Source organism: Rhizobacter terrae, assembly GCF_003852895.1.
GTDB classification, from domain to species: domain Bacteria; phylum Pseudomonadota; class Gammaproteobacteria; order Burkholderiales; family Burkholderiaceae_C; genus Albitalea; species Albitalea terrae.
Window position 1 is genome coordinate 760721 of record NZ_QUSW01000002.1, and the last position, 15578, is coordinate 776298.

General features: G+C 67.0%; 13 protein-coding genes. 9 read left to right on the forward strand and 4 right to left on the reverse strand.

Annotated elements, in window-relative coordinates:
• Positions 1–86 precede the first annotated feature (86 nt).
• The 4 genes from DZC73_RS10585 to DZC73_RS10600 form a co-directional block, all read right to left on the reverse strand.
• Positions 87–1253, reverse strand: a complete 1167-nt coding sequence (locus DZC73_RS10585) for an MFS transporter (protein WP_124540176.1) — start codon at positions 1251–1253, stop codon at positions 87–89.
• Between the two features lie 32 nt (positions 1254–1285).
• Complete coding sequence (locus tag DZC73_RS10590) at positions 1286–2062, reverse strand: DeoR/GlpR family DNA-binding transcription regulator (protein ID WP_124540177.1); 777 nt, start codon at positions 2060–2062, stop codon at positions 1286–1288.
• A gap of 80 nt (positions 2063–2142) precedes the next feature.
• The gene (locus tag DZC73_RS10595; RefSeq protein WP_124540178.1) at positions 2143–2778 is read right to left on the reverse strand and encodes a response regulator; all 636 of its coding nucleotides are present in this window, start codon (positions 2776–2778) and stop codon (positions 2143–2145) included.
• Positions 2775–3932: a hybrid sensor histidine kinase/response regulator gene (locus DZC73_RS10600; protein WP_124540179.1), complete on the reverse strand. Its 1158-nt coding sequence runs from the start codon at positions 3930–3932 to the stop codon at positions 2775–2777. The genes DZC73_RS10595 and DZC73_RS10600 overlap by 4 nt, the downstream gene beginning before the upstream one ends.
• Before the next feature lie 243 nt (positions 3933–4175).
• Here DZC73_RS10600 and DZC73_RS10605 point away from each other — a divergent pair, with 243 nt between their 5' ends.
• The 9 genes from DZC73_RS10605 (at position 4176) to DZC73_RS10645 (ending at position 15556) form a co-directional block, all read left to right on the forward strand.
• On the forward strand, positions 4176–4628 hold the full coding sequence (locus DZC73_RS10605) for a hypothetical protein (protein ID WP_124540397.1): 453 nt from the start codon (positions 4176–4178) through the stop codon (positions 4626–4628).
• Positions 4629–4674: 46 nt separating this feature from the next.
• Complete coding sequence (locus DZC73_RS10610) at positions 4675–5037, forward strand: response regulator (protein WP_124540180.1); 363 nt, start codon at positions 4675–4677, stop codon at positions 5035–5037.
• 47 nt (positions 5038–5084) lie between these two features.
• Positions 5085–7226, forward strand: a complete 2142-nt coding sequence (locus DZC73_RS10615) for a chemotaxis protein CheA (protein WP_124540181.1) — start codon at positions 5085–5087, stop codon at positions 7224–7226.
• Between the two features lie 72 nt (positions 7227–7298).
• Positions 7299–9104: a methyl-accepting chemotaxis protein gene (locus tag DZC73_RS10620; protein WP_124540182.1), complete on the forward strand. Its 1806-nt coding sequence runs from the start codon at positions 7299–7301 to the stop codon at positions 9102–9104.
• A gap of 28 nt (positions 9105–9132) precedes the next feature.
• The gene (locus DZC73_RS30590; protein ID WP_124540183.1) at positions 9133–10725 is read left to right on the forward strand and encodes a methyl-accepting chemotaxis protein; all 1593 of its coding nucleotides are present in this window, start codon (positions 9133–9135) and stop codon (positions 10723–10725) included.
• A 58-nt stretch (positions 10726–10783) separates the two neighbouring features.
• Entirely contained in the window at positions 10784–11302 is a 519-nt protein-coding gene (locus tag DZC73_RS10630) for a chemotaxis protein CheW (protein WP_124540184.1), read from the forward strand.
• A 286-nt stretch (positions 11303–11588) separates the two neighbouring features.
• On the forward strand, positions 11589–13175 hold the full coding sequence (locus DZC73_RS30595) for a methyl-accepting chemotaxis protein (RefSeq protein WP_328589497.1): 1587 nt from the start codon (positions 11589–11591) through the stop codon (positions 13173–13175).
• A 20-nt stretch (positions 13176–13195) separates the two neighbouring features.
• Entirely contained in the window at positions 13196–15013 is a 1818-nt protein-coding gene (locus DZC73_RS10640) for a methyl-accepting chemotaxis protein (protein ID WP_124540185.1), read from the forward strand.
• Positions 15014–15037: 24 nt separating this feature from the next.
• Complete coding sequence (locus DZC73_RS10645) at positions 15038–15556, forward strand: chemotaxis protein CheW (RefSeq protein WP_124540186.1); 519 nt, start codon at positions 15038–15040, stop codon at positions 15554–15556.
• Positions 15557–15578: the final 22 nt, after the last annotated feature.

Here is a 15578-nt window from a genome sequence, read left to right on the forward strand (position 1 = left end):
AATGGCTCGAGCAGCAAAGGGCATCGGCCGACATCGAGTGGTACTGCGCCAGCATGCCGGGCCAGCCGTGAGCTGGTCGGTGCGGCTCACGGCACCTCGACGCTGACGCCGTCGGAAGCAGGTTCTCCGGTCACCGTCCACGCAAACACCGGCACCAGGCACATCAGCCCCGCCAGCACCCAGAACGCGCCGGGCAGGCCCACGCTCTTGGACACCAGCCCCACCGTAGCCGGCCCCATCAGGTGGCCGGCATAGCCCGTGGTGGTGATCGCCGCGATGGCCAGCGCGGCCGGCATGGCGCGCTGCGCCCCGGCTCGGCGAAAGAGCACCGGCACGATGTTGGACGCGCCGAAGCCGATCAGCAGGAAACCCGCCATCGCCATGCCCATGTGGGGTGCCAGCAGCAGGACGGCGAAGCCGCCGATCCCGACCAGTCCCCCCCACACCATCACCTTGAGGTCGCCGAAGCGGGCGGTGATGGCATCGCCGCCGAAGCGACCCGCCGTCATCGCGACGGAGAACACCGCATACCCGATACCGGCCTGTGCCGCACCCACCAGGCCGGTGTCGGTGAGCAGCAGGGCACTCCAGTCGAGCAAGGCGCCTTCGACCAGGAACATCACCGCCGCCAACGCGGCGATCAGCAGCACCGGGCCACGCGGGATCACGAGCAATGCGCCTTCCGATGTCTTCGCCGTGACCAGCAGCCTGGGCGCCGTGACCACCATCGCGACCAACATCAACGTAGAACAGATGAGCGTGCCGGCCAGCGGGCTGAGCGACAGCGACAGCAGGAAGGTCATGAGCGCAGCCCCCGCAAAGCCGCCGACGCTGAACAGCGCATGGAAGCCCGACATCAGCGGGCGCTTCGCATCGCGCTCGACCTCCACGGCCTGGACGTTCATGGCCACGTCCAGCGAGCCGAGCGCGCCGCCGAAGCCGAACAGCACCAGCGCCAGCAAGAGCGGCGTGTCGACGACCGCCAGTGCCGGCAGCAGCACGACGAGGCCCATGCCACCGCTGATGATGACGGGCTTGCAGCCATAGCGGGCGCACAGCGGCCCGGTGCGCAGCATGGCGGCCACGGAGCCAATGCCCAGGCACAGCAGCAACAGCCCGAGCGTGCTGTCATCGACGGCGAGCCGCTGCTTCGCGAACGGCACGAGGGGTGCCCAGCAGGACACGGCGAAGCCGGCCACCCAGAAGGCAAGCCGCGTGGACAGGCGGGACTGTGGCGTATCGGAAGAGGCCATGGGCGGTGGTTGGCGCTGGAAGGTGGTTCGGATCAGGCAGGGCGATCGGCCTTGACGACGGCCGTGCCTGCGCTTCGCAGCGAATCCAGGGCCGCCTCGGGCGCATCGAACTCGACGATGACCTGGTCGAAGTCGCTGATCGGTGCGACGCGGTGCGGGGCCTTCGCCTTGAGCTTCTCGCTGGTGGCCAGGGCGATGCAGGTCTGGCTGGCGGACAGCACAGCCCGCTTGAAGAGCGCATCGGCATGGTGGATGGCCGCCACGCCGCCCGCCGGGCTGACCGCGCAGGTGCCGAGGAAACAGCGGTCGATGTTCATGCCGGCGATGGCCTGCACCGCCGCCGCATCCACGCAGCCGCCAACCGCGGGATCGACGGTGCCGCCGACCATGATGAGCCGCAGGTCGGAGCGTCGCAACACCGTGGCGGCGATGTCGATGGAGTTGGTGGCGATCGTCAGCTCATGGTCTTCGGGCAGTGCCTCGGCCAGTGCGACGTTGGTGCTGGCCGCATCGAGGAAAACGAACTCGCCGGGCTGGATGGTCGCCGCAGCCTTGCGGGCCAGCGCAGCCTTGCGGTCGCGCGCCTCGTCGATGCGCACGACCATGGGCTTGCTGCCCGGGGCCAGCGGCAACGCCCCGCCGTACACGCGGCGGCAGCGGCCCTCGGCAGCGAGGGCGCGCAGGTCTCGCCGGATGGCGTCTTCCGACACGTCGAACTCGGTGGCGAGTGCCGCGGCAGTGACGGCCTGCCCCCGGGCGAGGCGGTCGGCAATCAGGTCACGGCGGGCAAGGGGCAGGTCAACAGGCACGAATCGATCATAAACGTGCAAAAACAAGAATGCAAACGTGCATGATCATGTACACGTGTCGGCGATCCGCCGTCAGAGCCTCAGCTGCCCACCAGCCCGTTGCGGATCGCGTAGACCGTCAGCTCCGAGTTGTTCTGCAGCCCGAGCTTCTCCAGCACACGGGCCCGGTAGACGCTCACCGTCTTCGGGCTGAGCATGAGGTCGTCGGCAATGTCCGACAGCCGCTTGCCCGAGGCGATCATCACCAGCGTCTGCAGCTCGCGGTCCGACAACTTCTCGTGTGCCATCTCGGTCTGCGGCGTGGTGAGGCTTTCCACCAGCATCTGCGCGATCTCGGGCGTGACGTACTTGCGGCCCTGGGCCACCGTGCGCACTGCCTGCACGATGATGGCCGGGTCGCCGCCCTTGTTGACGTAGCCGAAGGCGCCCGCCCGCAGCGCGCGGATGGCGTACTGGTCTTCGGGGTACATGGACACCACCAGCACGCGCATCGTCGTGCCTTCGTCCTTGAGCACGTGCAGTACGTCCAAGCCGCTTCGGCCCGGCAGGTTGATGTCCAGCACCAGCACGTCGCAGGGCGTGTTGCGCATGAGGTTGCGCAATTCGCCGTAGTCGCCGGCTTCGCCCACCACCTGGATGTCCGGAGCGTCGGACAAGGTGTCCCGGATGCCGCGACGAATGAGGGCGTGATCGTCGCAGAGAATCACTTTGATCATAGATCTCCCCAACCCGTCGGATCTTCGATCTCATGTGCCGCGCCAGGTGGGTCCTGTCGCGTGCCATCGGGTTCTGACAAGGGTACCGAGAGAATGAGCGTTGTGCCAGCAGGGCCACTGCTGAGATCGACCCAGCCGTCGACGGTGCGCGCGCGTTCGTGCAGGCCGCGGATGCCGAAGGACCTCGCCTTGGCAAGGTCTTCCTGGCTCAGGCCGCGGCCGTTGTCGGACACTTCCAGGGACAGCACGCCGCCGGCCAGCGCCAGGTCGATCTCGACGCGCGTGGCGTGCGCATGCTTGGTGATGTTGGTCAGCGCCTCCTGGGCCACGCGGTAGGCCACCAGCGGCACGCCCGCGGGCAGATGCTGCAGCGCGGGCAGCGCCGACTGCGGCGTGCGCAGCACGCAGGTCACGCCGGTGCGGCGCTCGAAGCGGCCGGTCATCCACTGCAAGGCGGCCACCAGGCCCTGTTCAAGAATGGCCGGCCGCAGGTTGTGCATGATGCGCTGGCTGGCCTCGATGGCCAGCGACACGGTCTCCAGCGCGCTGTTCACCCGCGCCTGCACCCCGGGTTCCTGCGAATGCCGGGCCATCCAGGCCAGGTCGAACTTCAGCGCGGTGAGCGAGCCACCGACGTCGTCATGGATTTCCCGGGCGATGGCTGCGCGCTCCATCTCGATGCTGGTCTGCAAGTGCTGGGCGAGTTCGTGCAGCCGCTGCTTGGACACGCCCAGCTCGCGGTCGGCCCGCTCGCGGGCGCGCCGCGTCTCCGCCGCCTCGATGGCGTGCAAGAGTGCCGGCACCAGCCGCGCCAGGTTGTTCTTGAGCAGGTAGTCGCTGGCGCCGTTGCGCATGGCCTCGACCGCCGTGTCCTCGCCGATCTCGCCCGACACCAGCACGAAGGGAATGTCCAGGCCCTGCGCCTTGAGCAGGTCCAGCGCGATGAGTCCGGAGAAACCCGGAAGGTTGTAGTCGGAGACGATGACGTCCCAGTCCTCGTCCAGCGCCTTCAGGTAGTCGGCTTCGGTGTCGACCCGCAGGGCTTCGGGCTTGATGCCGCCGCGCCGCAGGTGCGCGAGCGTCAGCTCGTGATCGAGTTCGGAATCCTCGATGTGCAGGACGCGCAGGGACCGCTCGGGCGGGGGAGACGTCATTCGTGAAGTATGCCCGCAGCCATGGCCCAGCGTCATCCCCAAGCAATCACGAAGGCAATGCGCAGCCCGTCACGATCAGGCCAGAGATGCAGGGTGTTTTGCCGGGTGATTGGGCTAATGTCCGCCGGCCCGCTGCCGAAAATGGCTCGTATGCGCACCGAATGCGCCGCTTCCCGCGTCTGCGGCAGGCAAAGCGTCCGGAAAGCGTCGAACAAGAAAGCTTTTCCGTGGAGCACGAAGCTGATGAATGAAGCCACCGAGCAGAACGAAGGGACCGCGTTGCCCCTGCTCGCGGCCGCCGACTTGCAAGACCACCTGATGACGGCCACGAATGACCTGGACCGACTTCAGACCCTGCTGTCCGACGCCTGCGACGTCCTTGCGCAAAGCTTTTATGGCGCCTCCGAGCAGCTCCAGGCGCTCATGGCCGCCCAGCAGGCCAGCGGCGGCCACGCCGAGGCCTACCCCGAGCTGATGCAAAAGCTCGGCGGTGCGGTCACCGCGCTGCAGTTCCAGGACATGGCTTCGCAACTGATCACGCACACCAACAAGCGGCTTCGTTCCTGCGCCGACCAGATCGCCCGGGTGGCGATGGGCGAGGACGAGGAAGGGGCCGCCGTGGTGGAAGAAGCGCCGCTGCGCCCGAACCCCGTCACCCAGGATGAGATGGACGCCGGTTCCATCGAATTGTTTTAAGAAACCGTCGAACCGACCGACATCTACGAAATTCTCGGAGAACGAAATGCATTCAATCCTCGCCGTGGACGACTCTGCTTCCATGCGCCAGATGGTGACCTTCACGCTCAAGAGCGCGGGCTACAACGTGGTGGAAGCGGTGGACGGGCAAGACGCCTGGGAAAAGGCCGGCAGCCGGGACTTCGACCTCGTGCTCACCGACCAGAACATGCCCCGCATGGACGGCATCAGCCTGACCAAGAAACTGCGGGACAACCCGAAGTTCAAGGCCACGCCCATCCTGATCCTCACCACCGAGTCGAGCGACCAGATGAAGCAGGCGGGCCGCAGCGCCGGTGCCACCGGCTGGCTGGTCAAGCCGTTCGACCCGGCCAAGCTCCTGGAAGTCATCAAGAAAGTCGTGCGCTGAACGCAAGCGCCGCTACGACAGGACGACACGTACACGGAGAGCACGCCATGGGCGAGATGACATCAGAAGGTGCAAGCCTCAGCGCCGGGATCGACCTGAGCCAGTTCTACCAGGTCTTCTTCGAAGAGGCCGGCGAGAACCTGGACCGGATGGAGCAGCAGCTCCTCGAGATCAACATCGAGGCGGCCGACGACGAGGAACTCAACTCCATCTTCCGCTGCGCGCACTCGGTGAAGGGTGGCGCGGCGACCTTCGGCTTTGCCGACGTGGCCGAGCTGACGCACCAGATGGAGACGCTGCTGGACAAGCTGCGCCGCCACGAGCTGCAGCCCACCGCCGCGATGGTGGACGTGCTGCTGCAGTCGGGCGACGCGCTGCGCGCCCAGCTCGCCCGCCACCAGGGCGGCGGCGGCCCGGAGATCGACACCACCGAGCTGCTGTTCAACATCCGCGCGATGGTGGCTGGCGAAGCGCCGGTCACGCCCATCGCCACCGCACCCAAGCCCGCGCCGAAGCCGGTGCTGGCCGAGCCGATGCCTGCCGCATCGGCCATGCCGGCGCCCGGCAACGTCACACCGGCCCGCTCGCTGGAAGTGCGCGTGGGCCCGCTGGACAATCCCAAGCAGGCCGACAACATCGTCGAGCTGTTCGCCGAGATCGTCGACCTGGGCACCATCGAACCCATCGACGGCGGCCAGGCCGTCGAGGGCATGCGCCGCTTCAAGATCATCACCACCAGCACGGACAACGACCTGCTGGACCTGTTCACCTTCCACGTGGCCCGCGAGCACGTGCAGCTGCTGCCCTTCGACGACGGCTACGGCTTCCACGAAGGCGCCCCCGGTGCACCGGCCAAGGCCGAGCCGGACCTGGGCTACGGCTTCTTCGACGACGCCCCTGGCGCCCCGTCGATGACCGCTGCCGAGAAGGCCGCCTCCGCGCCGTCCGCCCCCGAGGCCGTGACGCCGGTGGCTGCCGCCGCCCGCACCGCGGTCAAGGCCGACAAGGCCCCCGCCGCTGCGCTGGAAAGCTCCACGCTGCGCGTGTCGGTCGAGAAGGTCGACCAGCTCATCAACCTCGTGGGCGAACTCGTCATCACGCAGGCGATGCTGGCGCAGAACAGCAAGAACATCGACCCGGCCCTGTACCAGCAGCTCGCTGCGGGCCTGGCGGACCTGGATCGCAACACCCGCGACTTGCAAGAGTCGGTGATGTCGATCCGCATGATTCCGATGTCGGTGGTGTTCAACCGCTTCCCGCGCATGCTGCGCGACCTCGCCGCCAAGCTGGGCAAGAAGGTCGACTTCGTGACGCAGGGCGAGGCCACCGAGCTCGACAAGGGCCTGGTGGAGAAGATCACCGACCCGCTGACCCACCTGGTGCGCAACTCCTGCGACCACGGCATCGAGATGCCGGCGGACCGCCTGGCCAAGGGCAAGCCCGAGAGCGGCACCATCACCCTGTCGGCCTCTCACCAGGGCGGCAGCATCGTCATCGAAGTGCGCGACGACGGCCGCGGCCTGAATCGCGAGAAGCTGATCAGCAAGGCCCGCGAGCGCGGCATCCATGCGCCGGACTCGCTGACCGATCCGGAAGTGTGGAACCTGATCTTCGAGCCGGGCTTCTCCACCGCCGAGCAGGTGACCGACGTGTCCGGCCGCGGCGTGGGCATGGACGTGGTCAAGAAGAACATCGCGTCGCTGGGCGGCACGGTGGAGATCGACTCCGCCGACGGCTACGGCATGCGCGTCTCGGTGCGCCTGCCGCTGACCCTGGCGATCATGGACGGCATGAGTGTGGGCGTGGGCGACGAGGTCTACATCCTCCCGCTGTCGTCCGTGGTCGAGAGCTTCCAGGTGGAAGACCAGACCATCAAGACCATCGGCAACTCCGGCCGCGTCGTGGAAGTGCGCGACGAGTACATGCCGGTGATCGGGCTTGAAGACGTGTTCCAGGTGCCGCGCTTCGACTTCGAGCACGTCGCCGGGATCATGGTCGTCGTGGAAGCCGAAGGCGGACGCGTGGCGCTGCTGGTGGACGAACTGCTCGGCCAGCAACAGGTCGTGGTCAAGAACCTCGAAGCCAACTACCGCAAGGTCAACGATGTGTCGGGCGCCACGATCATGGGCGATGGCCGCGTGGCCCTCATCCTGGACGTGGGCAGCCTGGTTCGCCGCTCGCGGCATTGATTGAACTGACGCACGAACCGCGCCGATGCGCGGTTCGTCGCATCAGGCCCCCTGTTTTCCGGTGTGGACACCATGAAACTCAACAACCTCAGGATTCGCACGCGACTGCTGCTGGGCTTCGGCCTGGTGCTGGCGCTGCTGCTGGTGATGGTCGCCTTCTCGGTGACGCAACTTGCGAGGACGCAGGCCAACCTGGAAGCAACCGCCGAGTACGGCCGCCGCGCCAACCTCGCCGACCAATGGCTGCAGAAATCGCAGCTCAATGCGACCCGGACCATCGCCGTGGCCAAGGCCGCCGGACTGCCGGAAATGGAGCAGTACTTCGGTCCATTGGTGAAGGCGACCACCGATGAGATCACCACCATCCAGAAGCAACTGGAAGCGGCCATCACCAGCGACAAGGGCCGCGAGCTGATGGCCCTCATCGGCAAGCAACGTGCCGAATACCTGGAGCACCGCGCCAAGCTGCAGGAGCTGTTCAAGGCCGCCGACCAGCCCGCCGTCGAAACCCTGCTGAAGGAAAAGCTTCAACCGGCGACCGCGAGCTACCTCAAGGCCATGGACGAGCTCAGCAAGTACGAGACGCAACTGGCCGACGGCCGCACTGCGCAAGCCGCCGCCGACGTGCAGATGGCCAAGATGACCATGCTCGTGCTGGTGCTCGCCAGCCTGGCCGTGGGCATCGGCGGCGCGGTGGTCATCACCCGCTCGGTCACCCAACCCATCGGGGAAGCCGTGGACGTGGCCCGCGTGATCGCCGGCAACGACCTGTCTCACACCGTGCAGTCCGACCGAAAGGACGAACTGGGCGACCTGCTGCGCGCCCTGGGCCAGATGCAGACCTCGCTGCGCCAGATGGTGGGCCAGGTGCGCTCGGCCACCGACAGCATCAGCACCGCGTCGATGGAGATCGCCACCGGCAACCAGGACCTGAGCGTGCGCACGGAGCAGACCGCCTCGAACCTGCAGGCGGCTGCGTCGTCGATGGAGCACCTCACGGGCACCGTGAAGCAGTCCGCCGATTCCGCCCGCCAGGCCAACCAGCTCGCCGCCTCCGCCGCCGAAGTGGCCGCCCGCGGCGGCGTGGTGGTGTCCAAGGTGGTGAGCACCATGGACGACATCAACAACTCGTCCAAGAAGATCAGCGACATCATCGGCGTGATCGATGGCATCGCCTTCCAGACCAACATCCTCGCGCTGAATGCGGCAGTGGAAGCGGCGCGCGCCGGCGAGCAAGGCCGCGGCTTCGCGGTGGTGGCCGGTGAGGTGCGTTCGCTGGCCCAGCGCAGCGCGCAGGCCGCCAAGGAAATCAAGGGCCTGATCGGCGCGAGCGTCGAGAAGGTGGAGTCCGGTTCCAAGCTGGTGGCCGACGCCGGCCAGACCATGCAGGAGATCGTGGGCTCTGTGCAGCGCGTGACGGACATCATCGGTGAGATCACCGCCGCGTCGAGCGAACAGAGCGATGGCATCGGCCAGGTCAACAGCTCGGTCGTGCAGCTCGACCAGATGACGCAGCAGAACGCCGCGCTGGTGGAGCAAAGCGCTGCCGCCGCCGAATCGCTCAAGGAACAAGCCGTGCGCCTGGCCCAGGTGGTGGGCACCTTCCGCCTGGACGTGCCCCAAGGCCCGGTGATGGGCCAGCCCGCAGCCACAAAGCCGACAGCACCGGCCGTGGCCAAGCCGGCCCCGAAGTCCGATAGCAAGCCTGTTGGCACCAAGCCCGTCGCCGCCAAGGCCGAACCCAAGCCCGCGGCCAAGGCTGCGCCGAAGACCGACACCCGCCCGGAGCCCGCCCTGGCCGCCCCGGTGCAGGCGCCAGCCCAGCCCCAGTTCGCCCCGTCATCGTCCCAGGGCGATGACGACTGGGAAACCTTCTGAGCCCAGTCGCTGACACAGGACCACTGACATGGACAAGCTGCTCACCGCCATGCGACGCATGACCATCCGCGCGCGGATGATCGGCACCATCTTCGTCGTGCTCGCGCTGGTGTGCTCAGTCGGCGCCACGGGCATGCTGACCATGGCATCGCAGCGACAGGCGGCAGACCAGTTCATTGCCCACTCGATGAAGCTGGCCAACCTGCTCAAGGACGTGAACCGCCACATCGGCGACGTGAACCGCCTCGAGAAGGACATGGTGATCAACTACGAGAGCGCGATCACCGTCAACCAGATCAAGGAACGCTGGCAGGCCTCGGTCGCCGCGACCAAGAAGACGCTGACCGAGGTGGTGAACGTCGCCACCGAGCGCGAGAAGCCGCTGGCCAACGAGACCATGGCCAAGTTGGACGCCTACGTGTCCGACACCAAGCGCGTGATCGGCCAAGTGGAAGACGGTGCCTACGACAACGCCCGCACGGCCGACAAGATGCTGGCCCGCGCCAAGGGCAACATGGCGGGCGTGGAAGACGGCGTGCAGAAGCTGTCGGCCGCGCTCGACGAAGACGCCGCCGCTGCCCGCGCCCAGCGCGAAGCCGCCGGCCGCAATGCGCTCATCCTGAACATCGCCGTGCTGTGCGTGGTGGGGCTGATCGTCGTGCCCTTCACGCTCATGAACATGCAAAGCATCTGCAAGCCGCTGGACACGGCCCGCGAACTGGCCACCTCCATCGCCTCGGGCGACCTGAGCCACCACGTGACGGTGGAAGGCCGCGACGAGACCGCCGCGATGATGCAGGCGCTGGGCGAGATGCAGGAGGCGCTGCAGCGCATGGTGGGCCAGGTGCGCCAGTCCACCGACAGCATCGGCACCGCCTCGGCCGAGATCGCCTCGGGCAACCTGGACCTGAGCCACCGCACCGAACAGGCCGCCGCCAACCTGCAGCAGGCCGCCTCGTCGATGGAGCAGCTCACGGGCACCGTGAAGCAGTCCGCCGACTCCGCCCGCCAGGCCAACCAGCTCGCCGCCTCCGCCGCCGACGTGGCCGCCCGTGGCCGCCACGTGGTGTCGCAGGTGGTGAGCACCATGAACGAGATCAACAGCTCGTCCAAGAAGATCAGCGACATCATCGGCGTGATCGACGGCATCGCCTTCCAGACCAACATCCTCGCGCTGAACGCCGCGGTGGAAGCCGCCCGCGCCGGTGAGCAAGGCCGCGGCTTCGCGGTCGTGGCCGGCGAGGTGCGCTCGCTGGCCCAGCGCAGCGCCGAAGCGGCCAAGGAAATCAAGGGCCTGATCGGCGCCAGCGTCGACAAGGTGGAATCAGGCTCGCGCCTGGTGGCCGATGCCGGCACCACCATGCAGGACATCGTGAATTCCGTGCAACGCGTCACGGACATCATCGGCGAGATCACCGCCGCATCCAGCGAGCAAAGCGACGGCATTGGACAGATCAACACCTCGGTGACGCAGCTGGACAAGATGACGCAGCAAAACGCCGCCCTCGTCGAGGAAAGCGCCGCCGCGGCCGAATCGCTCAAGGAGCAGGCCTCACGCCTGACCGAGCTGGTCGGCCAGTTCAAGCTCGACGCGCACGTCGAACACGCGGCCATCGCCTGACTTCAGTTTTCGCCGAATGTGCCGATAGCCATTCAGCACCTTGTCCGAAAGGCACAAAATGAACATGATCAACGACGCCACGCACGTGGCACGCCATGAAGCAGCCCGTGCAGCGGCAGCCGCCGGCGGCGAGTTCCTGACCTTCCGCCTGGGCACCGAGGAATACGGCATCGACATCCTCAAGGTGCAGGAAATCCGCTCCTACGAGCAACCCACGCGCATCGCCAACGCCCCGTCCTTCATCAAGGGCGTGGTCAACCTGCGCGGCGTGATCGTTCCCATCGTCGACCTGCGCATCAAGCTCAACTGCGACACCGTCGAGTACAACAGCTTCACCGTCGTCATCGTGCTCAACGTCAAGGGCCGTGTCGTGGGTGCCGTGGTCGACTCCGTGTCCGACGTGCTCGAACTCAATGGCGGCGCCATCAAGCCCGCTCCTGAGATGCACACCGCCGTGGACACCAGCTTCATCACCGGCATCGGCAGCGTCAACGACCGCATGCTCATCCTCATGGACATCGAAGGCCTCATGACCTCCGCCGACATGGGGTTGATCAACAGCGCCGCCGCGCACTGACGCGTCCTCGCCGCGATACCCAGTCCATTCGGGCTGAGGTATCGAAGCCTCCACCGTTGGGTCGAGGCTTCGATACCTCAGCCCGAACGGCTTTTGGCCCTCGAGAACAAGGGAGTGCGCCAATTGGCCCCGTCTCCCCACCCATTTGCGTCGATCAATCCACACCTGGGGCTTCGAGAATCGTTCCGTTGCACTTCAGGCCCCGTGGGCCCGGCCGATAACTCGCAAGGCGGTGGCCCGCTGGTGAGCTGTCCTGGGCCGTCGCGATGGATGCAAAGGACCAGCCATGAACCTCACCCAATTGACCCGCCGCTTCACGATCCGCACCCGGATGCTGGGAACCGTGGCGCTCGTCGCCATCGCCTTGCTCGCCGTCGGCGGCGTGGGCCTGGCGGCCCAGTTCTACGCACGCAGCGTGAACAACGCCTTCGTGGCCAAGGACTTCGCGGCGATGACCCACATCGCGCAGCTGCGAACCAACATGAGTGTCCTTCGCTCGCACGAGAAGGACATGATCATCCAGTACGAGAACGCCGTCGAGGTCAGCAAGGCCAAGGAAAACTGGCTGACCACGCTGGGCCAGATCGAAGCCTCGGCCAAGGCCCTGCAGGGCAGCCTGCACAACGACGCCGAGCGCGCCAAGGTCACGCAGGCCATGGCGAGCCTGGCCAAGTTCAAGGAAGGCTTCCTGCCGGTGGCCAAGCAGCTCGAGGCCATGGGCTTCGACTCGGCCCGCGTGGCCGCCGCCTTCATGTCGCGCGCCCAGCCCGACTACGACGCCGCACAGTCGGTGATCGAGGGCCTGGCCGGTGACCTCAACAAGGCCGCGCTGGCAGGCAGCCAGAAGCTGGACGCCACCGCCGTGATGGTGATGTCCATGCTGGCCGGCTCGGTCGCGCTGGCGCTGATCCTCATCACGCCGCTGACCATCATCAACATGCGCACGATCTGCGGCCCGATTCGCCGCGCCGAGGAGCTGGCCGACGCCATCGCCCAGGGCGACCTGAGCGAGCGCGACGTCGACGTGAGCGGCAAGGACGAAGCCGCCCACCTGCTGCAGGCGCTGCTGACCATGCAGCAGTCGCTGCGCAAGATCGTGAGCGAGGTGCGCCAGTCCACCGACAGCATCAGCACCGCGTCGATGGAGATCGCCACCGGCAACCACGACCTGAGCGTGCGCACGGAACAGACCGCGTCCAACCTGCAGCAGGCCGCGTCGTCGATGGAGCAGCTCACCGGCACGGTGAAGCAGTCCGCCGACTCCGCCCGCCAGGCCGACCAGCTCGCCGCCTCCGCCGCCGAAGTGGCCGCGCGCGGCGGCAAGGTGGTCTCCGAAGTCGTGAGCACGATGGACGACATCAACGCCTCGTCCAAGAAGATCAGCGACATCATCGGCGTGATCGACGGCATCGCCTTCCAGACCAACATCCTCGCGCTGAACGCCGCGGTTGAAGCAGCGCGCGCCGGTGAGCAAGGCCGCGGCTTCGCGGTCGTGGCCGGCGAGGTGCGCAACCTCGCCCAGCGCAGCGCCGAAGCCGCCAAGGAAATCAAGGGCCTGATCGGCGCGAGCGTCGACAAGGTCGAATCCGGCTCCAAGCTGGTGGCCGACGCCGGCCGCACCATGCAGGAAATCGTGAGCTCCGTGCAGCGCGTGACCGACATCATCGGCGAGATCACCGCCGCGTCGACCGAGCAAAGCGACGGCATTGGCCAGATCAACGGCTCGGTGGCCCAGCTTGACCAGGCCACGCAGCAGAACGCCGCGCTGGTCGAGCAAAGCGCCGCCGCCGCCGAGTCTCTCAAGGACCAGACCGCACGCCTGTCGCAGGCGGTGAGCGTGTTCCGGCTGCACGACGCAGCGCACGTCCATTGATTTGAAGAAGGACCAGACCCATGGCATCGAGTTCCCGCTCCAACCTGTCGCTTGCAGCCAAGCTGCGCTGGGCCGTCGGCGTCGGCATCATCGCCTTCCTCGCGGTGGTCGCGCTGCTGGTGATGCGCAACCACGCCTCGCTCATGGACGAGAAGCTGCGCGTCACGGTGTCCGTGGTGGACCAGACGATCAAGATCGCCGAAGGCTACTACGCGCAGGAAAAGGCCGGCACGCTGTCCACCGCCGACGCGCAGGCCAAGGCGGGCGCCGAGATCAAGGCCATCCGCTACTCCGGCAAGGAGTACGTGTGGGTCAACGACATGGTGCCCAAGGTCATCTTCCACCCGATCAAGCCCGAGCTGGAAGGCAAGGACGTGTCGGACATGAAGGACCCCAACGGCAAGAACCTGTTCGTGGACTTCGTGAAGATCGTCAAGGCCAACGGTTCGGGCTACGTGGACTACCTGTGGCCGCGGCCGGGTTCCAGCGAGCCCGAGCCCAAGCGGTCGTACGTGAAGGGCTTCGCGCCCTGGGGCTGGGTGATGGGATCGGGCGTCTACGTCGATGACGTGATGGCCGTGGCACGCCGCGAGGCGCTCATCGCCCTGGCCGCCGTGGCTGTGCTGGCAGTGCTGTCCATGATCGGCATCGAAGTGCTGGTGCGTCGCCTGCAGACCCGCTTCACGCTCGCCTCCGAGACCATGGAAGCCGTGGCCGCGGGCGACCTGTCGCGCCGCATCGAGACCGGTGCACAGGACGAGGTGGGCCAGTTGCTCACCCAGGTGCAAGGCATGCAGTCGCGCCTGGCCGACATGGTCCGCCAGATCCGCAGCTCCACCGACAGCATCTCCACCGCGTCCACCGAGATCGCCACCGGCAACCAGGACCTGAGCCAGCGCACGGAACAGACGGCCTCGAACCTGCAGCAGGCAGCGTCGTCGATGGAACAGCTCACGGGCACCGTGAAGCAGTCCGCCGACTCCGCCCGCCAGGCCAACCAGCTCGCCGCATCGGCCGCCGAAGTGGCCGCGCGTGGCGGCAAGGTGGTGTCCGAAGTGGTGGCGACGATGGACGAGATCAACGCCTCGTCCAAGAAGATCAACGACATCATCGGCGTGATCGACGGCATCGCCTTCCAGACCAACATCCTCGCGCTGAACGCTGCCGTTGAAGCAGCACGCGCCGGCGAGCAGGGCCGCGGCTTCGCCGTCGTGGCCGGCGAAGTGCGCAACCTGGCCCAGCGCTCGGCGCAGGCGGCCAAGGAGATCAAGGCGCTGATCGGCGCCAGCGTCGACAAGGTCGAATCGGGCTCCAAGCTGGTGGCCAACGCCGGCGACACGATGAAGGAAATCGTGGGCTCGGTGCAGCGCGTGACGGACATCATCGGCGAGATCACCGCCGCGGCTGCCGAGCAGAGCGAAGGCATCGGACAGGTGAACACCTCGGTCGTGCAGCTGGACCAGATGACGCAGCAGAACGCCGCGCTGGTCGAGCAAAGCGCCGCCGCCGCGGAGTCGCTCAAGCACCAGGCCGCCACGCTGGCCAAGGCCGTGGGCACCTTCAAGCTCGACGCGGCTGCGGCATCGGCCCAGGCGACCCCCATGCCGGCCCCGGCCCGCATGGAACCCAAGGCCGCTCCCACTCCCGCCAGGATCGAACCCAAACCCGTGGCTGCAGTCGCACCTGTGGCCAAGCCCGCGCCTGTGGCCAAGCCCGCCCCGGCCGCCATGTCCAAGCCTGCTGCGGCTGCGGCCGAAGCCAAACCGGCCGCACGTCCCGCCCCGCCCGCACCAACCCCTGCCGCCGCCCCCACAGACGACGACTGGGAAACCTTCTGATTCCCGATTGGAGAGGACCAAGAGATGAACATGATCAACGACGCCACGCACGTGGCACGCCATGAAGCAGCCCGTGCAGCGGCAGCCGCCGGCGGCGAGTTCCTGACCTTCCGCCTGGGCACCGAGGAGTACGGCATCGACATCCTCAAGGTGCAGGAAATCCGCTCCTACGAGCAGCCCACGCGCATCGCCAACGCCCCGTCCTTCATCAAGGGCGTGGTCAACCTGCGCGGCGTGATCGTTCCCATCGTCGACCTGCGCATCAAGCTCAACTGCGACAGCGTCGAGTACAACAGCTTCACTGTCGTCATCGTGCTCAATGTCAAGGGCCGTGTCGTGGGTGCTGTCGTCGACTCCGTGTCCGACGTGCTCGAACTCGGTGGCGGCGCCATCAAGCCCGCTCCCGAGATGCACACCGCAGCGGACACCAGCTTCATCACGGGCATCGGCAATGTCAACGACCGCATGCTCATCCTCATGGACATCGAAGGCCTCATGACCTCCGCCGACATGGGGCTCATCAACGACGCGGTCACCCACTAAAGCACACGCCGCGTCGTTCCAG

Excerpts from the sequence above, each read along its gene's own strand:
- DZC73_RS10640 (WP_124540185.1), top strand. The coding sequence starts at position 13,196 with ATGGCATCGAGTTCCCGCTCCAACCTGTCGCTTGCAGCCAAGCTGCGC.
- DZC73_RS10615 (WP_124540181.1), top strand. The coding sequence starts at position 5,085 with ATGGGCGAGATGACATCAGAAGGTGCAAGCCTCAGCGCCGGGATCGAC.
- DZC73_RS10600 (WP_124540179.1), bottom strand. The coding sequence starts at position 3,932 with ATGACGTCTCCCCCGCCCGAGCGGTCCCTGCGCGTCCTGCACATCGAG.
- DZC73_RS10610 (WP_124540180.1), top strand. The coding sequence starts at position 4,675 with ATGCATTCAATCCTCGCCGTGGACGACTCTGCTTCCATGCGCCAGATG.
- DZC73_RS10620 (WP_124540182.1), top strand. The coding sequence starts at position 7,299 with ATGAAACTCAACAACCTCAGGATTCGCACGCGACTGCTGCTGGGCTTC.
- DZC73_RS30595 (WP_328589497.1), top strand. The coding sequence starts at position 11,589 with ATGAACCTCACCCAATTGACCCGCCGCTTCACGATCCGCACCCGGATG.
- DZC73_RS30590 (WP_124540183.1), top strand. The coding sequence starts at position 9,133 with ATGGACAAGCTGCTCACCGCCATGCGACGCATGACCATCCGCGCGCGG.
- DZC73_RS10630 (WP_124540184.1), top strand. The coding sequence starts at position 10,784 with ATGAACATGATCAACGACGCCACGCACGTGGCACGCCATGAAGCAGCC.
- DZC73_RS10595 (WP_124540178.1), bottom strand. The coding sequence starts at position 2,778 with ATGATCAAAGTGATTCTCTGCGACGATCACGCCCTCATTCGTCGCGGC.
- DZC73_RS10585 (WP_124540176.1), bottom strand. The coding sequence starts at position 1,253 with ATGGCCTCTTCCGATACGCCACAGTCCCGCCTGTCCACGCGGCTTGCC.
- DZC73_RS10645 (WP_124540186.1), top strand. The coding sequence starts at position 15,038 with ATGAACATGATCAACGACGCCACGCACGTGGCACGCCATGAAGCAGCC.
- DZC73_RS10605 (WP_124540397.1), top strand. The coding sequence starts at position 4,176 with ATGAATGAAGCCACCGAGCAGAACGAAGGGACCGCGTTGCCCCTGCTC.